Raw genomic sequence first — 21506 nt, 5'->3', positions numbered from 1 at the left:
GCTGGCCCCATGGACCCCGCCGACGGCCTCCTCGAGCATCCTTATGACGTCTACCGGCGCCTGCGGGAGACCGCGCCCGTGCATCGGATCACCGGGCCCGACGGGACGCCCGCCTGGCTCGTCACCCGGTACGAGGACGCGCGGGCGGCGCTCGCGGACCCCCGGCTGTCGCTGGACAAGCGGCATGCCACGGCGGGGACGTATCAGGGGTTCTCGCTGCCGCCCGCGCTGGACGCGAACCTTCTGAACATGGATCCGCCGGACCACACCCGGGTCCGGCGCCTGGTCGGCCGGGCCTTCACCCCGCGTCGGATCGAGCGGTTGCGGGCCCCGATCCGGGAGACCGCGGACCGTCTTCTCGACGCGCTTGGCACGGAGGGCACCGCCGATCTCGTCGCCGCCTACGCCGCGCCCCTCCCCATCACCGTCATCTGCGACCTGCTCGGCATCCCGGAGGGCGCCCGGCGGGACTTCCGGGAGTGGACCGACACCCTCATCGCACCGGACCCCGCGCACCCCGGGGCCGCGAAGGAGGCGGTGGTGGCGATGCTCGGCTTCTTCACCCGGCTGCTCGCCGACAAGCGGGCCGAGCCCGCCGACGACCTGCTGTCCGACCTGATCGCCGTGCGCGAGAAGGGCGATCGGCTCAGCGAGGACGAGCTGATGTCGCTCGCCTTCCTCATCCTCTTCGCCGGGTACGAGAACACGGTCCAGCTCATCGGCAACGCCGTGCTCGCCCTGCTGCAGCACCCGGACCAACTGGCCGCCCTGCGCCGGGACCCCGGCCAAGTCGCCGGCGCGGTCGAGGAGTTCGCCCGGTTCGAGACTCCCGGATCACTCGCCATCCGGCGTTTCCCCGTCGAGGACGTCACCATCGCCGGCGTCACCGTCCCCGCCGGCGAGACCGTCTGGGTCTCCCTCGCCTCCGCCAACCGCGACCCCGCGCGCTTCCCCGACCCCGACCGTCTCGACCTCGCCCGCGACACCTCCGGCCACCTCGCCCTCGGCCACGGCATCCACTACTGCCTGGGTGCACCCCTGGCCCGCGCCGAGACCGAGATCGCGGTGGCCGCCCTGCTGGAACGGTTCCCGGTACTCGCCCTCACGGACGGCGACCTCCGGTGGCGCCGCTCGCTGCGCGCCCGCGGCCTGGTCGCGCTCCCGGTGACGTACGCACGGAAGAACTCCTGAGAAAAAGTCCCGGGGCGCGATGAGTTCCGCCCTCGCCGTCGGTCACCACTGGCAACGGACCGTCGCAGCAGGAGGGGCCATGTCGCTTCCGGAGATCGTCTCGCGCGAGCAGTGGCGCGCGGCGCGCGAGGAGTTGCTCGTCAAGGAGAAGGCCGCCACGCGCGCGCGTGACGCCCTCAGCGCCGAGCGACGGCGGCTGCCCATGGTCGAGGTGGACAAGGAGTACGTCTTCGAGGGCGGCGACGGCAAGGCCGTCCTGCCCGACCTGTTCGAGGGGCGGGTGCAGCTGGTGGTCCACCACTTCATGTTCGCCCCGGAGTGGGACGCGGGCTGCCCCCGCTGCTCGGCGTTCCTGGATCAGATCGGGCATCTGGCACACCTCAGGGCGCAGGGGACCGCCTTCGCGGCCGTCTCCCGGGCGCCGTTCACGAGGATCCTGCCGTTCAAGGCGCGGATGGGATGGACGGTTCCCTGGTACTCCTCGTACGGCAGTGACTTCAACCAGGACTTCGAGGTCACCCTGGAGCGCGAGGGGAAGTGGGTGGAGCGGCCCGGCGTCAGCTGCTTCCTGCGGGACGGTGAGCGGGTCTTCCACACCTACTCCACCTTCGAACGCGGGCTCGACGGGCTCGGCCCGACCATGACGTTCATGGACCTGACCGCGCTGGGCCGGCAGGAGATCCCTGTTCGTCATCACGATGAGTACGAGGAATGACACAAAAAGTTAACAAGATTGCCGTAAAGTGACCGGATCCTCACACTCCGCGTTGAACCAGTGTCAACTACGTCTCAGTCCAGCAACTGAGCGAGGCTTTCTCGACCGCCAGGGCGTTAACTCCTACAAGTACAACGCTTTCTGGAGGTGCGAGATGGTGAACGGGCGAACAGTGCTCGAACGCTTTCCCGCAGGTGGGCCGCGAGGCTCGTGGCCGGCGGAGGAGTTCGCGCACGCGCGACGACTGGAAGGACTGCCCGCGGAGGTCGTCATGGACCTCGCGACGGACACGTTCCTGGTGATCGTGCGCGGGGACACGGCTGCCGACGCGGTCGCCTGAGAGGCGTCAGCCCGCCTTCGGGGCGGGCACCGGCGCCCTGAACTGTTCCGCCTGGAGCGAGTACAGCTCCGCGTAGATGCCCCCACCGGCCAGCAGCTCCTCCGGGGTGCCGGACTCCGCGAGCCGGCCCTGGTCCAGGACGTGCACCAGGTCCGCGTGGCGTACGGACGCCAGCCGGTGGGTGATGAGGATCACCGTCTGCCCGGCGGAGGCCAGGGCGCGGATCTTCTCGAAGACCTCCAGCTCGGCCCGTGCGTCCAGCGCCGCCGTCGGCTCGTCCACCACCAGGATCCGGCCACGCCGGTAGGCCGCCCGCGCGATCCCGAGCCGCTGCCACTGACCGCCGGACAGCTCGTGCCCGCCGCTGAAGTTGCGCGCCAGCAGGGTGTCCAGGCCGCGCGGCAGATCGGCCACCACCTCCTCGGCGCCGGCCTCGGCGAGCGAGGCCGCCAGGCGCTCCGCGGTCAGCGGGGCCGAGGAGCGGCCGATGGCCACGTTCACCCGTGCCGTGAACGGCCAGCGCTTGAAGTCCTGGGCCACCATCGCGATCCGCTCGGCGAGCTGGTGCCGGTCCGCGGTCGCCGTGTCCACGCCGTCCCACAGGATCCGGCCCGCGTCCGGGGTGTAGAGGCCCGCCAGCAGCTTGACCAGGGTCGTCTTGCCGGAGCCGTTCTCCCCGACCAGCGCCACGATGCGGCCGAGGGGCAGCGTCAGGGTGACGTCGTCGAGGGCGGGACGGGCCGACTCACCGGGGTAGCGGAAGGTGACGTTCTCGAAGCGGATCTCCCGGGGGTCCTCCGGCAGCGGGTCGCCGCCGACCGGGATCGCCCGTTCGGCCGCCTCGACGTACAGCTTCTGCATGTCACCGACGAACAAAGCCTCCTCGTGGAGCGAATTGACCGCCAGGACCATGTTGTCCAGGCTCGCCGACCCGGTCCGGATCGCGATCACCGCGGTGCCCGCCACCGACAGCGCCATCGCCCCGCCGAGCAGCAGCCCGACGAGCGTCGCGTAGGTCGCCACGGTCGCGAGCCCCGTCCAGGCCGCCGCGATCAGCCCGGTCCGCGCCGCCAGCCGGGCCAGCCGGGCCTGCTCCGTCTCCGCGGTCTCCGACATGGCCCGGAAATGGCGCAGCAGGAACGGTCCGACGCCGTGCACGCGGATCTCGGGAGCCGCCGCGGGCTCGGTCAGCAGTCCGCTGATCAGCTGCCCGGCCCGGGCGTGCTGCACCCAGGTGTGCCAGGACTCGTAGTGCCGCCGCGCGTTCGTCAGCGCGCCCCATGCGCTGGGCAGGGTCATCGTGACCAGCAGCGGAAGCAACACCGGATGCAGCACGGTCAGCACGCCCGCGGCCGCGATCAGTGAGATCAGCGCGTTGATCGCGCGGGTGGCGTACGAGATCATCCGCCGTGCGGATCCGGCGCCGTACTGCGCGGTGTCCAGCAGCTTGTGGAAGGCGTGGTCCTCGATCGCGGCCAGCTCCACGGCCGCCGCCCGCTCCAGGTACAGCTCGGTGGCCACCCGTTCCACCTTGGGCTCGAGCCGCCCGGTCGCATACGTCGACGCGGCCCGCAGCAGCGTCCCGACCAGCATGACGGCGGCCATGGCGGTCAGCACCGGTACGGCACCGCGCAGCCGGTCCGCGATCGCCCCGCCGGTGATCAGCCGCCCCAGCACGCTGTTGACGGCGAGCAGGCTCACCGCCTGGGTGGCGCCCCGGCCCGCCTCGGCGGCGAGCACGATCCGCGCCGCCCGGGCGTCGGCCTGCCAGGCCAGCCGGAAGCTGGAGCCGAGCAGGGCCGGCAGCCGCGTCACCATGGCCCGGAAGTTCAGCTCCAGGAACGCGTCCCGGTGCTGGTTCCAGCCCATGTCGTAACGCAGCGGGCCGCCGAAGAGCAGTTGCTCCGACTCGGAGACCCCGACACCGGCCGACTCACGTTTCTTCCCCACCGCCGGCCTCCCCCGATCCGCCTGGCACGCCGCCGAACGGCCACTATCGCGGGCTCACGGCCCGGCGGGCAGGGCGCAGGAGGAAGAAGGGGGAGCGCGCGGGCGTACGCCACCCGAACGGCCCGATGTTTACGCAACCACGGTGCCGTCGCGGCTACGCGGTCACCGGACGTGACCAGGTGGGCGTCGTCCCCGTCACCCGGCACACGGCCAGATACAGCGGGATGGGCGGGGTGTAGGGGAGTGTGCCGTCCGGCTTGTGAATCAGGCCGGGGACCGCCGGGGCGTCCGGAACAACCGCCCCGGCGGCGTACTGGGCGGGGGCGGGCCACTCCAGGGCGTAGTCGGAGTCGGACGGGACGAGCCACCACCAGTGCGCCTCATCGGCGTAGACGCACCCCACGCGTGGCAGCCGGGGCAGCACCAGCGGGCCGAAACAGGCCGGCACCGCCACCGCGTCGCATCCCAGGGGAGCCGTCATCCCGTCCGGTACGGGCAGTCGCCGGGGCGTGCCCGAGGCGTGCCGCCCGCGTTCGAGGCGGACCAGCGTGTCCAGGCTCAGCACCCGGCGGCCGGACGCGGCCCTCAGCCCCATGTGATCCCCGTCCCCTGCGTACCGTGGCGCGCGTCCGGCTCGTCCTCGTCCCCCGAGCCGTCGGCCGGTCCCGGCTTGGGGCGGGCTCCCCAGCCCAGGTCGTTGCAGGGCTCGTGCGCCTCGCGGCTCTGACGTGTGCACGGCCCGCAGTCGTGCCGCGGCTCGTCCGCCTGGCGAGGCAGCTCCGCCCAGACCAGCAGGCCGGGTCCGTGTTCGTGTGCTCCCCATGCGTGACAGAGGGCGTCGATGAGAAGCAATCCCCTCCCGTGCTCCTCCTCGGGCCGAGCCCGCGACGGGTGGGGCGCACCCGGCGCACAGCCCTCGTCACGCACGGCTATCCGCACCAGGTCCGTCCCGTCGTGGAGCTCGCACACGATGTGGCGGCTCGCGGTGTGGACCAGTGCGTTGGTGACCAGCTCGGTGACCACCAGGGCGGCCGTGTCACAGATGTCCTCGCACACCGACCAGCCGTTCAGCCGGGCCTTGGTCAGGTGTCTGGCCTGCGCGGGAGAGCCCGGATGCGCGGCCAGCTCGAACCGGAACCGGCGCTCGGCAACGACCCCGGAGGGGCCTGCCCCTGCGGCGGCACCGAGGCTGTGGGGGCGGCCTTCGGCGGCGTCTGTTCCTAAGGGCGCGGACGGAATCACGCTTGCCACTATCGCCCCGCCGTGAACACTTGGCAAGTGTCACTCTGAAATTTGCAGAGTGCGGTGTGACGTTGTGGAAGGGCGTGGCACACTGCTCGCAACAGCACGTCGAGCGGCGCCAGTTGAGATCAACGAAGATCGGTACCGAACCGTACAGATCTTCGAATAGGTCTTCGAATGGCGCCGCATGGCTGTCAGCATGCTTTTCGGATCCCGGCGACCAGTGGAGGTGGAGCGTGAGCGAACCACGGTCCGCGCCGACGGTCGGTCAGGTCGTCCTCGGCCGACGCCTGTTGGACCTGCGGGAACGCGCGGGGCTCAAGCGCGAGGAAGCCGCCAAGGTGCTGCGCGTCGCCCCCGCCACGGTCCGCCGTATGGAGATGGCCGAGGTCGCCCTCAAAATCCCCTACCTCCAACTGCTGCTGAAGTCCTACGGCGTCTCCGACGAGGAGGCGGAGACCTTCGTACAACTGGCCGAGGAGGCCAACCGGCCGGGCTGGTGGCAGCGGTTCCACGACATCCTGCCGGGCTGGTTCTCGATGTACGTCAGCCTGGAGGGCGCGGCCGGCCTCATCCGCTCCTACGACCCGCACTTCCTCCCCGGCCTGCTGCAGACCGAGGACTACGCGCGCGGGGTTCTCAAGTCGGGCGCCATCGGCCAGACCAGGCCCGAGGACATCGAGCGCCATGTCGCGCTGCGCATACAACGCCAGGAACTGCTCACCCGTCAGGGCGCGCCCCGATTCTGGGCGGTGTTCGACGAGACCGCGCTGCGCCGCCCCGTCGGCGGCCCGGAGGTGATGCGTGCGCAGATCGACCGACTGCTCGAGGCCACGAAGCTGCCCAATGTGACGCTGCAGGTCGCGCCGTTCCTCAACGGCCCGCACCCCGGAACGTTCGGGCCCTTCGTGCTGTTCCGATTTGCCATGTCAGAACTGCCGGACATGGTCTACAGCGAGTACCTGACCGGCGCCGTCTACCTGGACGCGCGCGCCGAGGTGGCCACCCATCTCGAGGTCATGGACCGCATGGCGGCGCAGGCCGCTACGGCACATCGCACGAAGGAGATCCTCCTGGATCTCCGCAAGGAGCTGTGAATGGATCGCATCAAGCCGCGCAAACACGTCTACAACGGCATGCCCGCACGGGAGTTGGGCAGCGAGGGCTGGCACAAGCCCTGGAGCGGCGGCAACGGCGGCAACTGCCTGGAGGCGATGAAGCTCGCCGACGGCCGGATCGCCGTCCGCCAGTCCACCGACCCGGACGGCCCGGCGCTGATCTACACCACCGACGAGATGACGGCGTTCATCGAGGGTGCCAAGGCGGGGGATGCCGACTTCCTGCTGTCGTGAGCCACTGAACCGACGTGGTGCTGCGTTGTTGGTGCTGAATTGCTGGTGCTGAATTGATGGGTGCGTTAATCATGGTTGAGATCGACACAGGCAGGCCGTATCCGACCCGGAGGGGTCGCATCCCCAGTTAAATCTCTAGCTGATACGACCCGGACGGGTCGCAGGCCCTGGCTTTTCGAGGGTCAGGTGCCGGGCGCGTGCGGTGGCAGCGCCCGGCACAGTGCTTCCAGGGCCGCCGTGTACGCGTGTTCCGGGGGCGTCGCATAGCCCACGACCAGTCCGTCCCCGGCGTCCATGTCCGTCTCCGGGTGCCGGAACGCGGCCAGTCCGTCGAGGGCGACGCCCTGCCGGGCGGCGGCCTCGACGGCCGAGCGCTCGGTGCAGGGCGGCAGCCGCAGCACCGCGTGCAGACCCGCCGCGACACCGGTGACACCGACCCGCGGCGCGTGCTCGGCGAGCGCCGCCACCAGACGGTCCCGGCGGCCGCGGTAGCGCTGCCGCATCCGCCGTACGTGACGGTCGTACGCCCCGCTGGAGATGAACTCGGCCAGGCACAACTGGTCCAGGACGCTCGCCCAGGCCTCGCGCTCGCCCTTGGCCGCGAGCACGCCGTCGACGTACCGCTCCGGGAGCACCATCCAGCCGAGCCGCACGGCAGGTGACAGGCTCTTGCTGACCGAGCCGAGCAGGATCACCCGCTCCGGGTCCAGGCCCTGCAGGGCGCCCACGGGCTTGCGGTCGTATCGGAACTCCCCGTCGTAGTCGTCCTCCAGCACCACACTCCCACGCGCGCGTGCCCAGTCGACCACGGCCGCGCGCCGCTCCGGACGCAGCGGCCCACCGGTCGGGAACTGGTGCGCCGGCGTGAGCAGCACGGCCCGCTCACGCCCCAACCGGTCCACGCGCGCCCCGTCCTCGTCCAGGGGCAGCGGTACGGTCCGAACGCCGGCCGCCGTGAGCAGTTCCCGGTGGAAGGGCAGCCCGTACGCCTCCACGGCGAGCGGTCCGCGCAGCACACGGCCGCCGAAGAGCAGCCGCAGGGCGTGCGCGAACCCGGAGCAGATCACGATCCGCCCCGGTTCGGTCCGCACCCCACGCGCGCGGGCCAGATACTCGGCGAGCGCCTCCCGCAACTCGATCCGCCCGGCGGGATCTCCCGGCCCGAACGCCTCGTTGGGCGCCTGCTGGAGGGCCCGCCGACTGCACGCCAGCCAGGCCGAGCGGGGGAACGACGAGGCGTCGGGGGTGCCCTGGCGGAGATCGTGGCGGGATGTGGGCGGGGGTGGTCCGTTCGTGGCACGCGCGGGTGATGGCTGTGTCGATGGGCGTGCGTTTGGTGGCTGCGTTGATACACGCGCGCGTGATGGCTGCGTTGACGCGCGCGAGTTTGGTGGCTGTGTTGACGCGCGCGAGTGTGGTGGCGGTGTTGACGCGCCCGAGTGTGGGGATGGTGACGTACGCGCGCGTGGAGGTGCGTCAACGGGCCTTTTCCCGGCGTGTCGCAGCGGTTCCGCTCGCTCCGCGACCCGGGTCCCCGAGCCCTGCCGCGCGGTGAGCCAGCCCTCCGCGACGAGTTCGGCGTACGCGTCGGCGACGGTGTTGCGGGCGACACCGAGGTCCGCGGCGAGCGAGCGGTACGGCGGCAGCCGGGTGCCGGGAGCGAGCCGCCCACCGCGCACCGCCTCGCGCAGCGCGGTGATGAGCGCGGCCCGCCGCCCGCCCGTCGCGGGCAGCTCCAGATGGAGGTCGGCCCCGATCCGCTCAGCCGAATTGACCCATGAATTCGCCACGGAAATGCACCCTACAGGGGGTCTTTCCACTCCGTAGGGTGAAGGACATGACGACGAACACGACGGTTTCCCTCACCACGCCGGCCCTGTCCGAGCAGCCCCGCCTCGACTTCGCGAAGACCGCCCCGAAAGTGTTCCGCGCGCTCATCGGCTTCGACGCCGCGGCCCGCGAGGGCCTCGATCCGGCCCTGGTCGAACTCATCCAGATCCGCGCCTCGCACCTCAACCACTGCGCGTACTGCCTCCACATGCACACCAACGACGCCCGCAAGGCCGGCGAGAGCGAGGACCGGCTGCACATGGTCCCCGTCTGGCGCGAGGCCCGCCACTTCTTCACGGAACGGGAGCAGGCCGCCCTCGCGCTGACGGAGGCGGTGACCCTGGTCGCCGACGCCGGTGTCCCCGTCGACGTCTACGCGCAGGCGGCCGCGCAGTTCGACGAGACCGAACTGGCCCATGTGCTGGCCCTGATCCTCACGATCAACACGTGGAACCGGGTGGCCCTGTCCACGGGCAAGGTGGCGGGGACGGACGAACGCCGCCGCTGAGCCGCACAGATGCCGTCCGGCCCGCTACACGGTCATCGGGCGGTCGTACGGCCCGATCGGCGCCGGCAGTCGCGAACTCCCCGTCAGATAGCGGTCGACCGCCGCCGCCACGGCCCGCCCCTCGGCGATCGCCCACACGATCAGCGACTGCCCCCGGGCGGCGTCCCCCGCGGCGAACACGCCCGGCACGCTCGTCCCGAAGTCCGCGCCCCGGGCGATCGTCCCGCGCGCCTCCATCGCCAGCCCCAACTGGTCGATCAGCCCGTCGTTCCGGTCCGGCCCGGAGAAACCGAGCGCGAGCAGCACGAGGTCGGCCGGCAGCTTCCGCCCGGTCCCCGGCAACGGGCGCCGTCCCGCGTCCACCTCGACCAGGTGCAACGACCGCACATGCCCGCTGTCGTCCCCCGTGAAGCGGAGCGTGGACGCCGCGAACAACCGCACGTCCGCGTCCGCCTCCGGCGCCGTCTCCAGATCCCGCGCCTCCTCGTGCGCGGCCGACAGCCGGTAGATCTTCGGGTACGTCGGCCACGGTTCGGTGTCGTCGTCCCGCTCGGCGCCCGGCTGCGCGTAGATGTCCAACTGGGTCACGGACGCGGCCTCCTGGCGCACCGCCGTGCCCAGACAGTCCGCTCCCGTGTCACCGCCGCCGACGATGACGACATGCTTCCCGGCGGCCGACAAGGGGGAGCACTCCAGGTCTCCCTCGCACACCCGGTTGGCCAGCGGCAGATACTCCATCGCCTGATGGATGCCGTCCAACTCCCGTCCGGGTATGGGCAGTTCCCGCCACGCCGTCGCCCCGGTCGCGATCACCACCGCGTCGTACCGCGTCCGCAGCTCCGCCGCCCCGACATCCCGCCCGACCGCCGTCGACGTACGGAACTTCGTCCCCTCGGCCCGCATCTGCTCGATTCGGCGCTCCAGATGGTGCTTCTCCATCTTGAACTCGGGGATGCCGTACCGCATCAGCCCGCCGAGCCGGTCGTCCTTCTCGTACACGGCGACGGTGTGACCCGCCCGCGTCAGCTGCTGCGCCGCGGCCAGCCCCGTCGGCCCCGAACCGATCACCGCGACGGTCCGCCCGGAGAGCCGGTCCGGCGGACTCGGCGGCGCGAAGCCCAGCTCCCAGGCCCGGTCGGCGATGGCCACCTCGACGTTCTTGATGGTCACCGCGGGCTGGTTGATGGCGAGCACACACCCCGCCTCGCACGGCGCCGGGCACAACCGCCCCGTGAACTCCGGGAAGTTGTTGGTGGCGTGCAACCGGTCCGCCGCCGCCCGCCAGTCGTCCCGGCTGACCAGGTCGTTCCACTCCGGGATCAGGTTGCCGAGCGGACAGGCCTCGTGGCAGAACGGTACCCCGCAGTCCATGCAGCGGTCCGCCTGCTTGTCGATGATGGGCAGCAGAGCCCCGGGGACATAGACCTCGTTCCAGTCCCGGACCCGCTCCGCGACCGGTCGGCGGGGCCAGTCCCGGCGAGGCGTGGTCATGAATCCCTTGGGATCGGCCATGGCCGTCTTCCTTGAGGTGCGCGTGCGACAGGCCGTGCGTCTTCGGGCGGCACTCTTCCGGCCACGATACGACGTGTCGGCCCCGGTCGCAGAGGGGACGGAAAGTGCTTTCCGCCCGCGCTCCCCGGTTCAGGTCAGCGCCAGTACGTACGCCATCGCGGCGCCCGCGGAGGCCACCGTCCGGACGTGGTTCCACATGGTCCACTCGCGCACGTACGACGGCCAGTACGCCGCCGCCTCCGGCGTGCCCGGGTCGAGCCTGAGCAGCGCCTCGTTGCGCGGCACGTTCGCGACCATGGTCACCCCGAACGACCCGAACAGATACAGCGCGCTGCCCACCAGCAGCTCCACCTTCCCGTCGTCCGGCCACAGCACGAAGGTCACCACGCCCAGCACCGCGCACAGCACGGCCGACCCCACGAACACGACCATGAACGCCGGCATCACCGCCGTCACATTGATCGCGTTCATCGCCGCCACGCCCTGCGCCGGCGGCAACGAGGCCAGCCCGCGCATCACGAACGTCGAGAACCCGCAGAACACCCCCGCCACCAGCCCGGTCCCGAGCACACCCAGCACCGTCAGCCAGAGGTACGGTCCGTCGATCACGTCAGCGTCATCTCCCCGCATCGAGCCGAGCGCAGCCCCGGCACCTCCTCCTGCCCCTCCAGTGAATGCCCACGCGTCCCCCGTGACCATGACCGAGAGACGCGGACACATACGCGAACGTCCAGAGCCGAAGAGGACGCGAGCACATGAACATCCGGGGCCCTTCGCGGCCCGTCCGCGCCGCCGGATTCCGCTGTGTTCCGCCGCCACGGCGGGCAACTCGCGCACCGCCCACCGTCGTTGTCCGGCGACCACGTCCCACACCTCACCCGACAGGTCACCCCATGCCCACTCCCGCATCCGTCCCCTCCTCCCGCCATCCCCGCAGCACCGTCTCCACCCCGGCCCGGATCCGCCGCCGAGCCTCGTGCCGCGGCACGCCGCTCATCAGCAACTGGTCGTACGGCGTCTCCACATGCCGCACCGACGCCACGACCGCCGACACCACCGCCCCCTCCGACAACGCCCGCCCCGCAGCACTCCGCCCCACCCGGCCGCTGCCCCGCACGGACGCGTGCGCCGCGATCTCCCGCGCCCGCTCCTCGGGGCATCCCGGAAACAGCCGCCGTATCTCCGCCGCGAAGGCCTCCGCGAACCGCACATCCTCCGCGGCCCGCCGTCTCGCGTCCCGTGCCCGGCGCCGCCGCCGCGCCTCCGCGTCCGCCAGACACCGCTCCTCCGCCCGGACGAGCCCCGCCTCCTCGACCAGGACGCCCTGGCGCTCGTACCGCGCCTTGCGCCGGTTGAAGCGCACGACCACCGCCGACAGTGCGCTCTCCTCCCGCGACCGCCGCGTCAGTGCCGTGTCACCGCGCGGCAGGAACACCAGATGCCCGAGATCGGCGCAGTCCAGACACCGCGGCGCCCCCTCCTCGAGCACCAACATCGACAACGGCCCCGCATGGCACTCCCCGCACTGCCGCCGCCTCAGCGGCTGAATGACGAGAAGGCCGGTGCGGCCCGTAGGAGTTGTCAGGTGCGCCATACCTGTTCCCTTCCCCGTCACACGACCCGGGCCTACCCCGATCGGTCACACCTCCGTCACCGGCACACGGGCGTACCGGTGTACAGAGGTACGGGTGCCGCCTCGGCGTTTCGCACCCCGCACCCACGAAGCGGACGACACGTGCTGAACCGTGGCCCCACACCGGCGCGACGCGCTCCGGTCGCTACCTGACGCATCATGGGCCCTGTGCGACTCGAAGCGATCACCTGGGACCGGCTCGGCGACCTCCTGGCCGAGCGGCTGCTCGACCTCGAGCCCGCCGACGGCGGCTCCTGGCCCCGCATCGCCTTCGACGGCGCCCCCGCGGCCCGCCCCGGAGACCTCGCCGAGCGCGTGTCCGAGGCGCTGCGCGTACGTGGCCGCCCGTCGCTCACCGTCGGCACCCAGGGCTTCCTGCGCCCCGCCTCGCTCCGGCTGGAGTACGGCCGTCAGGACGTGGAGGCCTACTACGACGGCTGGTTCGACACGGCCGCTCTGTGGCGCGAGGTCTTCGGGCCTCTCGAACCCGGCGGCGACGGACGCGTCCTGCCCGATCTGTGGGACCCGGCCACCGACCGCGCCACCCGCAGCTCCTACGTCCAGCTCCCGCCCGGCGGCTTCCTGTTGCTGCACGGCCCCCTCCTGCTACGGCACTGGTTCCCCTTCGACCTGACCGTCCACGTCCTCCTGTCGCCCGGTGCCCTGCGCCGCCGCACGCCCGGCGCCGACCACTGGACCCTCCCCGCCTACGAGCGCTACGAGTCAGAGACCGACCCGGCCGGCACCGCCGACGTCCTGATACGGGCCGACGATCCACGGCATCCGGCATGGAGCGGCTGACCGACGGAGGGCAGACCCGATCCGTAATCCACTTTTCAATGCGCGTGCATGTAATTAGTCTCTCCCCATGACGACCCCCTCGATCGACCCCGTCCGCTTCACCGCCCCTGTCCGCGCCCTCCTCGACGGCAGGAACTTCGCCGGCGTCGCCACCCTCGCCCCCGACGGCTCGCCGCAGAACTCGGTGGTCTGGATCAAACGCGAGGGCGACACCGTGCTCTTCTCCTCCGCCGAACACCGGCAGAAGGTGCGCAACCTCCGCCGCGACCCCCGCGTCAGCCTCTCGGTCTTCGACCTCGCCGACCCCTACACCTCGGTCGAGATCCGCGGCACCGCCGAGATCCTCCCCGACGAGGGCAAACGGCTCCCGTACGAGCTCTCCCACAAGTACCTCGGCATCGACCCGCCCGCGGAGAAGGACGACGAGGTCCGCGTGATCGTCCGTGTCGTGCCACGGAAGATCATCGGCTTCTCCGCCTGACCGTCACCCGTTCCCGGCGCCACGGGTCGGTCCTTTTGCCCTCCTGCTACCGCCGGGTTCCGGGTGCAGCCGGCATCCGGCGCGGCGAGAATGTAGGGCGCCGGTTTCAGCGGTGCGTCCCGTGCCGCACCGGCCGCCCGGCACCGGGAGGTACTCCATGACCACCGCCGGAGACATCATGCACCGGGGCGCCCAGTGGATCCCCGCCCACGAGACGCTGGACCGAGCCGCCCAGTTGATGCGCGAGCTGAACGTCGGAGCCCTGCCCATCAGCGACGAGAACGAGCGGCTCTGCGGCATCCTCACCGACCGCGACATCGTCGTCGGCTGTGTGGCCATGGGCCACGACCCGGCCAGGGTGACCGCCGGTGAGATGGCCCAGGGCACCCCGCGCTGGATCGACGCGAGCGCCGACGTCGACGACGTGCTCAGGGAGATGCGGGACCACCAGATCCGCCGGCTCCCCGTCATCGAGAACAAGCGGCTGGTCGGCATGATCAGCGAGGCCGACCTGGCCCGGAACCTGACGGAGGACCAGATCGCCGACTTCGCCCACAGTGTCTACGCCAAGGCCATGACCCACTGACCGGCCGCGCCCCGGAAGTCACAACCAGCCGTTGCGCCGGAAGCCGCGGTACAGCGCCAGGCACGCCACGGATATGACGCCGATGACCAGGGGGTAGCCGAACCTCCAGTGCAGCTCCGGCATGTGATCGAAGTTCATGCCGTACACCCCGCAGACCATCGTCGGCACGGCGATCACCGCGGCCCAGGCCGTGATCTTCCGCATGTCCTCGTTCTGGGCGACCGTCACCTGCGCGAGATGGGCCTGCAGGATCGAGTTGAGCAGTTCGTCGAAGGCGGCGATCTGCTCCTTGGCGCGCATGAGGTGGTCCAGGACGTCCCTGAAGTAGGCCTGTATCTCCGGGTCGACCACCCGGATCGGCCGGGTCGCGAGATCCTCGACCGGGCGGGCGAGCGGCACCACGGCCCGCTTCAGTTCGAGCAGTTCACGCTTCATCTGGTAGATCCGGCCCGGGTCGGCCCGTGCGCCGTTCTCGGCGAACACGTCCGTCTCGACCTGGTCGATGTCCTCCTGGACCGAGTCGGTGACGCTCAGATAGTCGTCGACGACGTGGTCGGCGATCGCGTGCAGAACCGCGGCCGGGCCCTTGGCGAGCTGCTGGGGGTGCGACTCCAGCTCCTCGCGCAGCGGTCCCAGCGAGCCGTGCATGCCATGGCGGACCGTGATCACGAAGTCCTCGCCGACGAACACCATGATCTCGCCGGTGTTCACCACCTCGCTGGTCGCGGTCAGTTTCTCGTGCTCGACGTAGCAGACCGTCTTGAACACCGCGAACAACGTCTCGCCGTACCGCTCCAGCTTCGGGCGCTGATGGGCCTCGACCGCGTCCTCCACCGCCAGCGGATGCAGGTCGAAGAGCTCCGCGATGCCCGCGAACTCCTGGTCCGTCGGCTCGTGCAGCCCCAGCCACACGAAGCCGTGTCCGCTCTTGCGCACCCGCTGCACCGTGTCGACCAGGTCTCCGCCCGCGGGCACCCGCACGCCGTCGCGATAGGTCACGCAGTTGACCACCGAGGAGCCCAGCGGGGACCTGGCCGGGTGGCTCAGGTCGACGCGGGGACGCCGACGGGCCAGCCGTGCCACCTTGCGCAGGCCACCGACCCGGCTGAGGCTCGTGACCTTCCGCAGATTCCCTGCCATGGACATCTGGATCTCCTTGCGTGGATCTCCCCCGGACTCGGCGCCGGGTGGCTGCGACGAGCCGGTTTCCCGTGCCTTGGCCGGCCAGTCTGCCAGGTTCGGGTAAGCGGTGGTTGAGCCTGTGGGAACAGGGGATTCCGCTTAGTTCCCGTCTGTGGAAAAGCGGTTTGCCCGAGTTGGGTGGGTCATCTCGTCCCGGGGGCCGCGTCGGCCGCACCGTACAAGCCCGGCAACTGGGATGATCGGGGCATGACGCGATCCGACGGGTACCTCCTCGACAACCGGCGGTCGGAGGCGGCCGAGCGCTTCGACGCCTTCGCCACCCTCTTCGACCCCACGACGTTCCGGCACATCGAAGGATTCGGCATCGGGCCCGGCTGGCGCTGCTGGGAGGTCGGCGCGGGCGGCACCTCGGTGGTGTCCTGGCTGGCCAAGAAGGTCGGCCCGACCGGCAAGGTCATGGCGACCGACATCGACACGACCCGGCTCGCCCCCGCCGGCCGGCCGCCGGTGGAGGTGCGGGTGCACGACGTGGGCACCGAGGAACCGCCGGGGGAGGGCTTCGACCTGGTGCACGCCCGGCTCGTCCTCGTCCATGTCCCCGACCGCGAGCGGGCGTTGCGGTCGATGGTCGAGTCCCTGCGTCCCGGTGGCCGCATCCTCGTCGAGGACGCCGACCCCGCGCTGCAGCCGCTGCTCTGCCCCGACGAGCACGGCGCGGAACAGCGCCTCGCCAACCGGCTGCGGCACGGTTTCCGCCAGCTCCTCGCCGAGCGCGGCGCCGATCTCTCCTACGGCCGCCGTCTGCCACGCCTGTTGCGCGAGGCCGGACTGTGCCGTGTCGAGGCCGACGCGTACTTCCCGCTCACCTCACCGGCCTGCGTGGCCCTCGAATCGGCCACCGTCCGCCAGATCCGCGCCCAGCTCGTCGAAGCGGGCCTCGCCACGGACGAGGAGATCGACCGCCACCTGACCAACGTCGAGACCGGCAGCATGGACCTGGCGACCGCTCCGATGATCTCGGCGTGGGGGAGGAAGGGGTAGCCGGGTGGGAGTGGAAGAGGCGTTGGGGAGGAAGGGGGAGCCGGTTGGGGAGGCGGAGGGAGTCAGGGACGGTGGGTTGCCGGTCCCGTCCGCGTCGCCCGTCGTCACTCCCGTCCCGGCGGTCTCGCTCCCACCCGTTCGACGGCCAGTGCCCCCGCCCGGCAGCCCTCCTGCGCTGCCGTTTCCGGGGTGGCGCCCGAGATGAACGCGGCCAGGAACGCGCCGGTGAAGGCGTCGCCGGCCCCCGTGGTGTCCGTGGCGGCGGCCGGGACCGCGGGGATGTCCGCGGTCACCGTTCCCGCGCGGGCGACCAGCGCGCCGTCCGCTCCCTGCTTGGCGACCACCAACGGGATGTGCCGGCTCAGCTTGGCCGCCGCGTCCGCCGGATCGGGCAGCCCCGTGAGCAGACACGCCTCGTCCCGGCTGGGCAGCAGCAGGTCCACTCCGTCGACGAGCTCCAGGAACCGGTCGACCCCCAGGTCCCGCAGGAAACCGGCCGACGCGGGGTCCAGACTCACCGGCACCCCACGTGCGCGTGCCGACTCCAGCGCCACCCTCACCAGGGCGCGGCTCGGCTCGGAGAACAGCAGATAGCCCGAGAGGTGCAGCCGGGCCACCCCGTCGAGCATCCCGTCCGACCAGTCACCCGGCTCCAGCCGCAGAGACGCCCCGCTGTCTGTCAGAAACGTCCGCTCGCCCGAAGCACCCGTGTCGACCAGGCAGATCACCGTCCCGGTCGGCGCCTCGGGATCGACGACGAGCAGGGGCCGTACCCCGCACGCGGCGAGCGCGCGCTCGTGCCAGTCCGCCGCGTCCGCTCCCACCCGGCCGAGCAGCCGTACCTCCGGACTGCCCCGATGGGCCGCCCAGCACGCCACGTTGGCACCCGCGCCTCCCGGCAGCGTGCGGATCACGGAAGCCGTGTCGGTTCCCGCAGCGAGCGGCCCCCGGTGCCGGGCCACCACGTCCGTGATCACGTCCCCGACGACCAGCAGCGCACCGGTCCGCGGACCGAGCGAGCCCGCTTGCCCGGCCGAGCCGCCCGGCTCCGTCGTCATGCCGCTGCCCAGGCCGCCGCGATCCGCGCCGCCAGCCGTACGTTTCCGCGCACCGCCGCGAGGTTCGCGGTCAGCGAGGCCCCGTCTGTGTGCCGCACCAGGTAGTCCAGCAGGAACGGCGTGACGGCCTGTCCGGTGACGCCCTCCGCCTCGCACGCGTGCAGCGCGTCGGCGAGCACACGCGCGTGCAACTCGGGATCCAGCTGCTCCTCGGGGGGCACGGGGTTGGCGACGATCAGCGCCGACTCGGGTCCGTCGAGGGCGTCCTGCGCCCGCATGACGTCGGCCACCTGCGTGGGGCTGTCCAGCGTCCAGTCCACCGGGTGTCCCGAGTCCGACAGATAGAAGCCGGGGAAGCGGTCCGTGCCGTATCCGGCCACGGCGACCCCGAGCGTCTCCAGCCGTTGCAGCGTCGCCGGCACGTCCAGGATCGACTTCACGCCCGCGCACACCACCGTGATCCGCGTCCGGGCCAGCAACCCCAGGTCGGCCGACTCGTCCTGGGTGACGGTCCACTCCCGGTGCACCCCGCCGAGCCCGCCCGTCGCGAACACCCGCACGCCCGCCAGCGCCGCCAGCAGTGCTGTCGCCGACACCGTGGTCGCCCCGCTCGCACCCGAAGCCACCGCGAGCGGCAGGTCCCGGTGGCCCAGCTTGCGGATCCCGTCCTCGTTGGCGACCCGCTCCAGCTGCTCCTTGTCCAGCCCCACATGAGGCCGCCCGTCCAGCACCGCGATCGTCGCGGGAACGGCGCCCTCCCGTCGTACGACCTCCTCCAGCTCCAGCGCGACCTGCAGGTTGCGCGGGCGCGGCAGCCCGTGCGCGATGATCGTGGACTCGAGAGCCACCACGGGTCGACGCGCGTCGATCGCCTCGCGTACTTCCTCCGACACCATGAGCACCACGCGCCTGCCTCCTGTCGTTCGGTCCTCCCTCATCTCTGGCGGGAGGTGTGCCCGGTCAAACCCTTGCGGCCTGTGGTGGACGACACCAGCCTGGGGTGCATGACCGACAACACGACACGTCTCGACCATGTCGTCCTGTGGGTGCGCGACCCGGTCGCCTCGGCCGACTTCTACGAGAAGACCGTCGGACTCCGGCCCCTCCGGGTCACCGAGTTCGCCGAGGGGAAGGTCTCCTTTCCCTCCGTGAGGCTGAACGACGAGACCATCCTCGACCTCATGCCCCATTCCATCGCGCCGCGCATGAAGATGCTCCCCTGCGCCGCCGACAGCGCGGGCCACCCGGTCAACCACGTCTGCATAGCCCTGCCGGGCGACGACTTCGACACCCTCCACAGCCGTCTTGAGGAGCACGCCGTCCCCGTCTCCGAGTTCTCGTACGACTCCTTCGGCGCCCGCGGCAACGCCCGGCGCAGCTTCTACTTCCGCGACCCGGACGGCAATGTCCTGGAGGCCCGGCACTACGCCTGACGGGCGCAGGCCGCCCACGCGCGCCGCCGCCCCCTGGGACGACGTCAGAACAGCGGCTCGGGCAGCACTCCCTCCAGGGCCAGCAGCTTCCGCTTCGTCTCCAGACCGCCCCCGAACCCGCCGATGCCGCCGTCGTTCTCGACCACCCGATGGCAGGGCACCACGACCGGCAGGGGGTTGGAGCCCATCGCCACGCCCACCGCCTGTGCCGCCCCGGGCTGTCCCACCCGCCCGGCCAGGTCGCCGTAGGCCACCACCGCCCCGTACGGCACCCCGGACGCCAGCTCGCGCAGCACCTGACGGTTGAACCCGGAGATCAGCGACCAGTCCAACGGCAGCTTGAAGTCGCGTCGCTCGCCCGCGAAGTACGCCTGGACCTGCCGTATCGCCTCGGCCAGCAAAGGTGAGTCCGGTGCCTCGACCGGCTCGCGGCCCAGCCGCGCCGCGAGCCGCTCCAACGCCTTCTCGCGCACCGCGTCCGTGGCATGGAACACGACGTTGACCAGGCCCTCGCGGGTCGCGGCGAGCAGCAGCGGACCGATGCCGGTGCCCACCACCGCCCACACGACCTGCTGTTCGTACTCCCCATGGCTGTCCATGCGCCCACCGTACGACCCGCCACTGACAACGCCCGGCGCCGCGGACCGGCTCAGGGTGCCTGCAGCGCCGCCCGGACCACGTCGGCCTTGTTGGTGATGACGCCGTCGACGCCGTACCGCTCCACGCGCTGGGCGACGGCCGTGTCGTCCACGGTCCAGGCGAACACCGTCAGCGGCCTGCCGTGCGGCCCCTTGAACGCGTGCACCGAGGTGACGTATCCCGTCGAGATCGTGCCGTAGGACGGGTTGATCCCGTCGGTGAAGGCCGCGTACTGGTGCAGGTCCGCCACCAGCGGGGTGCCGAGCAGGGCGGTCCTGACGGCCGGCGCGAGGTCGTGGACGATCCGCAGGCTGTCCGCGCTGAAGCTCTGCACGATCAGCCGGCCGGCGAGATGCCGCCGGTCCAGCCAGCCCTCGTTGCCGAGGACCTTCAGGGTCTCCCGCTCGATGCCGGGGTACAGCTGGGGGTTCTTGATCTCCAGGAGCAGCTTCTGGTGGTTGTGCTCCACCTCCCGCATGTACTGCGTCAGCGTCGGCACGCGCGCGCCCGCGTACTGGCGACCGAACCAGCTGCCCGCGTCCAGGCGCGCGATCTCGGCGGAGGTGAAGTCCTTCACCTTCCAGGGGGACCGGCCGGGGAAGAGTTGCTTGACGTTCGTCGTGCGCCGCAGGCTGTCGTCGTGGATGACGACGAGTTCGCCGTCCTTGGTGCGCTGGACGTCGTTCTCGACCCAGGAGACGCCCATCGCGGCCGCCTTGTCGATGGAGGCCAGGGTGTTCTCGGGCGCGTAGGCGGCCGCGCCCCGGTGGCCGATGACCAGCGGAGCCGGGCCCTTGGCGGCATCGCCCGCCCGGGCGTCGTTGTGCGGCAGCAGGAAGGCCGCGGCCCCCAGCAGCGCGGTGCAGACGACGGCGACTACGCGCGCGTACATGCGTACTCCTAGCATCGGTCCATCACGTACTGCTCAACTGTGACAGCAGAGCGTCAACGATGTCGGGGTACAGAATGGCCACACAATGAATGGCGTTGCCCACGTCCGCTCACCGGTGCCGCACAACTGGGGCAACGACGTGTTTCTTTGCCGGAAAATCGTTCGACCATTCCGGTGGGGGCCATACTCTCTGCCTCAACCCTGACCGCTGGGGGCGGTTCTGGGAGGGGGTGCATTTCAGAAGATTCCGGGACGTAAAAGGCGGGAAGGGCAGCCGCACATGCAAGGCACGGTCGACGGATTCAGCTACGGACTCGTCACACCGGTGGTGGCTTTTCTCATGGCCTCCCTCGGTGGCGCCCTCGGCCTGCGCTGCACCACCAGATCCATGCTCGTCGCCCACTCCTGGCGCCCCGGCTGGCTCGCCCTCGGTTCGGTGGCCATCGCGTCCGGCATATGGACCATGCACTTCGTCGCCATGATGGGGTTCAAGGTCAGGCAGGCGCCGATCCACTACGACAAGGCGATGACGTTCGCCAGCCTCGGCGTCGCGATCGTCATGGTGGGCATCGGGATCTTCATCGTCGGCTACCGGGGCGCGAGGGGGACCGCTCTGTTCACCGGCGGCACCATCACCGGCCTGGGCATCGCCTCGATGCACTACCTGGGCATGGCGGCGATGCGCCTGAACGGACGGCTGGAGTACAACACCTTCACCGTCGCCGCCTCCGTGGTCATCGCGATGGCCGCCGCCACCGCCGCCCTGTGGGCGGCCGGACAGATCCGCGGGTTCCTGTGGAGCGTGGGCGCCAGCCTCGTCATGGGGCTCGCCGTGAGCGGCATGCACTACACCGGGATGGCCGCCCTGCGTGTCCATCTCCACGGCACGGCGGCCCCGACCGAAGGTGAATCGGCCGCGGCGCTGCTGTGGCCCCTGCTGATCGGACCGCTCGCCTTCCTGCTGCTCGCGGCCGTGGTCGTGGTGTTCGACCCGATGATGGTCATGGGCAAGCCCGACTGGACCCCCGTCGAGCACAAGCCCGGCGTCCCGGCCCATCCCGCCGTCCACCACCCCGCGCACCGTCCCCCGCTCCGGCCGGTCCGGCAGGCCGTCCAACGCGGCTCACGCACCCCGCAGAACCGCTGACCCGACCGCATT

The 21506-nt window shown here is 71.2% G+C and carries 24 protein-coding genes; 12 read left to right on the top strand and 12 right to left on the bottom strand.

Annotation, left to right across the window (positions count from 1 at the left end; all coding sequences use genetic code 11):
* Positions 1-9 precede the first annotated feature (9 nt).
* The 3 genes from ACWCQ1_RS06120 to ACWCQ1_RS06110 all read left to right on the top strand — a co-directional run bounded on the left by ACWCQ1_RS06120 (position 10) and on the right by ACWCQ1_RS06110 (position 2246).
* On the top strand, positions 10-1191 hold the full coding sequence (locus ACWCQ1_RS06120) for a cytochrome P450 family protein (protein ID WP_358594959.1): 1182 nt from the start codon (positions 10-12) through the stop codon (positions 1189-1191).
* Positions 1192-1270: 79 nt separating this feature from the next.
* Positions 1271-1906 carry a DUF899 domain-containing protein gene (locus ACWCQ1_RS06115; RefSeq protein ID WP_358594956.1) on the top strand — a complete coding sequence of 212 codons (636 nt, stop codon included), beginning with the start codon at positions 1271-1273 and terminating at the stop codon, positions 1904-1906.
* 154 nt (positions 1907-2060) lie between these two features.
* Positions 2061-2246 (top strand): hypothetical protein, encoded by a 186-nt coding sequence (locus tag ACWCQ1_RS06110; RefSeq protein ID WP_207929725.1) that lies wholly within the window; start codon positions 2061-2063, stop codon positions 2244-2246.
* A gap of 6 nt (positions 2247-2252) precedes the next feature.
* Here the strand turns inward: ACWCQ1_RS06110 and ACWCQ1_RS06105 are convergent, their stop codons facing one another.
* From ACWCQ1_RS06105 to ACWCQ1_RS06095, 3 genes are all read right to left on the bottom strand, one after another.
* Positions 2253-4115, bottom strand: a complete 1863-nt coding sequence (locus ACWCQ1_RS06105) for an ABC transporter ATP-binding protein (protein WP_207929745.1) — start codon at positions 4113-4115, stop codon at positions 2253-2255.
* A 235-nt stretch (positions 4116-4350) separates the two neighbouring features.
* Complete coding sequence (locus ACWCQ1_RS06100) at positions 4351-4791, bottom strand: hypothetical protein (RefSeq protein ID WP_165954795.1); 441 nt, start codon at positions 4789-4791, stop codon at positions 4351-4353.
* Positions 4782-5447, bottom strand: coding sequence for an ATP-binding protein (locus ACWCQ1_RS06095; protein WP_358594953.1), 666 nt, complete (start codon positions 5445-5447; stop codon positions 4782-4784). Before ACWCQ1_RS06095 ends, ACWCQ1_RS06100 begins: the two co-directional genes overlap by 10 nt.
* Before the next feature lie 227 nt (positions 5448-5674).
* Between ACWCQ1_RS06095 and ACWCQ1_RS06090 the strand changes: the two genes are divergently transcribed.
* Both ACWCQ1_RS06090 and ACWCQ1_RS06085 read left to right on the top strand, forming a co-directional pair.
* On the top strand, positions 5675-6535 hold the full coding sequence (locus ACWCQ1_RS06090) for a helix-turn-helix domain-containing protein (RefSeq protein ID WP_358594950.1): 861 nt from the start codon (positions 5675-5677) through the stop codon (positions 6533-6535).
* Positions 6536-6790, top strand: coding sequence for a DUF397 domain-containing protein (locus tag ACWCQ1_RS06085; RefSeq protein ID WP_133042717.1), 255 nt, complete (start codon positions 6536-6538; stop codon positions 6788-6790).
* A gap of 182 nt (positions 6791-6972) precedes the next feature.
* Here the strand turns inward: ACWCQ1_RS06085 and ACWCQ1_RS06080 are convergent, their stop codons facing one another.
* On the bottom strand, positions 6973-8580 hold the full coding sequence (locus ACWCQ1_RS06080; RefSeq protein ID WP_358594947.1) for an aminotransferase-like domain-containing protein: 1608 nt from the start codon (positions 8578-8580) through the stop codon (positions 6973-6975).
* A gap of 47 nt (positions 8581-8627) precedes the next feature.
* Here ACWCQ1_RS06080 and ACWCQ1_RS06075 point away from each other — a divergent pair, with 47 nt between their 5' ends.
* Complete coding sequence (locus ACWCQ1_RS06075; protein WP_451025948.1) at positions 8628-9128, top strand: carboxymuconolactone decarboxylase family protein; 501 nt, start codon at positions 8628-8630, stop codon at positions 9126-9128.
* Between the two features lie 24 nt (positions 9129-9152).
* Here the strand turns inward: ACWCQ1_RS06075 and ACWCQ1_RS06070 are convergent, their stop codons facing one another.
* The 3 genes from ACWCQ1_RS06070 to ACWCQ1_RS06060 form a co-directional block, all read right to left on the bottom strand.
* Positions 9153-10640 (bottom strand): glutamate synthase subunit beta, encoded by a 1488-nt coding sequence (locus tag ACWCQ1_RS06070; RefSeq protein ID WP_133042714.1) that lies wholly within the window; start codon positions 10638-10640, stop codon positions 9153-9155.
* A 129-nt stretch (positions 10641-10769) separates the two neighbouring features.
* Positions 10770-11249: an anthrone oxygenase family protein gene (locus tag ACWCQ1_RS06065; RefSeq protein WP_451025947.1), complete on the bottom strand. Its 480-nt coding sequence runs from the start codon at positions 11247-11249 to the stop codon at positions 10770-10772.
* A gap of 277 nt (positions 11250-11526) precedes the next feature.
* Positions 11527-12234, bottom strand: a complete 708-nt coding sequence (locus ACWCQ1_RS06060; protein ID WP_451025946.1) for a DUF2293 domain-containing protein — start codon at positions 12232-12234, stop codon at positions 11527-11529.
* Between the two features lie 198 nt (positions 12235-12432).
* Between ACWCQ1_RS06060 and ACWCQ1_RS06055 the strand changes: the two genes are divergently transcribed.
* From ACWCQ1_RS06055 to ACWCQ1_RS06045, 3 genes are all read left to right on the top strand, one after another.
* Positions 12433-13074 carry a uridine kinase gene (locus ACWCQ1_RS06055; RefSeq protein ID WP_451025945.1) on the top strand — a complete coding sequence of 214 codons (642 nt, stop codon included), beginning with the start codon at positions 12433-12435 and terminating at the stop codon, positions 13072-13074.
* 67 nt (positions 13075-13141) lie between these two features.
* A complete protein-coding gene (locus ACWCQ1_RS06050) occupies positions 13142-13555 on the top strand; it encodes a PPOX class F420-dependent oxidoreductase (protein WP_451025944.1) in 414 nt (137 codons plus the stop codon).
* Positions 13556-13712: 157 nt separating this feature from the next.
* Entirely contained in the window at positions 13713-14141 is a 429-nt protein-coding gene (locus tag ACWCQ1_RS06045) for a CBS domain-containing protein (RefSeq protein WP_133042709.1), read from the top strand.
* A gap of 18 nt (positions 14142-14159) precedes the next feature.
* Here ACWCQ1_RS06045 and ACWCQ1_RS06040 read toward each other — a convergent pair whose 3' ends face one another.
* Complete coding sequence (locus tag ACWCQ1_RS06040; RefSeq protein WP_133042708.1) at positions 14160-15287, bottom strand: magnesium and cobalt transport protein CorA; 1128 nt, start codon at positions 15285-15287, stop codon at positions 14160-14162.
* Positions 15288-15530: 243 nt separating this feature from the next.
* Between ACWCQ1_RS06040 and ACWCQ1_RS06035 the strand changes: the two genes are divergently transcribed.
* Positions 15531-16325, top strand: coding sequence for a methyltransferase (locus ACWCQ1_RS06035; protein ID WP_358594928.1), 795 nt, complete (start codon positions 15531-15533; stop codon positions 16323-16325).
* A 104-nt stretch (positions 16326-16429) separates the two neighbouring features.
* On the opposite strand, the gene ACWCQ1_RS06030 is transcribed toward ACWCQ1_RS06035, so the two are convergent.
* The gene (locus ACWCQ1_RS06030; protein WP_451025943.1) at positions 16430-17383 is read right to left on the bottom strand and encodes a carbohydrate kinase family protein; all 954 of its coding nucleotides are present in this window, start codon (positions 17381-17383) and stop codon (positions 16430-16432) included.
* Positions 17380-18288: a pseudouridine-5'-phosphate glycosidase gene (locus ACWCQ1_RS06025; protein WP_451025942.1), complete on the bottom strand. Its 909-nt coding sequence runs from the start codon at positions 18286-18288 to the stop codon at positions 17380-17382. Before ACWCQ1_RS06025 ends, ACWCQ1_RS06030 begins: the two co-directional genes overlap by 4 nt.
* A gap of 99 nt (positions 18289-18387) precedes the next feature.
* Here ACWCQ1_RS06025 and ACWCQ1_RS06020 point away from each other — a divergent pair, with 99 nt between their 5' ends.
* The gene (locus ACWCQ1_RS06020) at positions 18388-18816 is read left to right on the top strand and encodes a VOC family protein (protein WP_451025941.1); all 429 of its coding nucleotides are present in this window, start codon (positions 18388-18390) and stop codon (positions 18814-18816) included.
* Between the two features lie 44 nt (positions 18817-18860).
* Here ACWCQ1_RS06020 and ACWCQ1_RS06015 read toward each other — a convergent pair whose 3' ends face one another.
* Together ACWCQ1_RS06015 and ACWCQ1_RS06010 are read right to left on the bottom strand one after the other, a co-directional pair.
* Positions 18861-19415: a methylated-DNA--[protein]-cysteine S-methyltransferase gene (locus ACWCQ1_RS06015; protein ID WP_451025940.1), complete on the bottom strand. Its 555-nt coding sequence runs from the start codon at positions 19413-19415 to the stop codon at positions 18861-18863.
* A gap of 50 nt (positions 19416-19465) precedes the next feature.
* Positions 19466-20347: a glycerophosphodiester phosphodiesterase gene (locus ACWCQ1_RS06010; protein ID WP_451025939.1), complete on the bottom strand. Its 882-nt coding sequence runs from the start codon at positions 20345-20347 to the stop codon at positions 19466-19468.
* 280 nt (positions 20348-20627) lie between these two features.
* Here ACWCQ1_RS06010 and ACWCQ1_RS06005 point away from each other — a divergent pair, with 280 nt between their 5' ends.
* Positions 20628-21494: an MHYT domain-containing protein gene (locus ACWCQ1_RS06005; RefSeq protein WP_358594919.1), complete on the top strand. Its 867-nt coding sequence runs from the start codon at positions 20628-20630 to the stop codon at positions 21492-21494.
* Positions 21495-21506: the final 12 nt, after the last annotated feature.

The sequence above is a fragment of the Streptomyces sp. NPDC002144 genome, from assembly GCF_053593695.1.
This window is presented reverse-complemented; position numbering and strand designations above follow the sequence as displayed.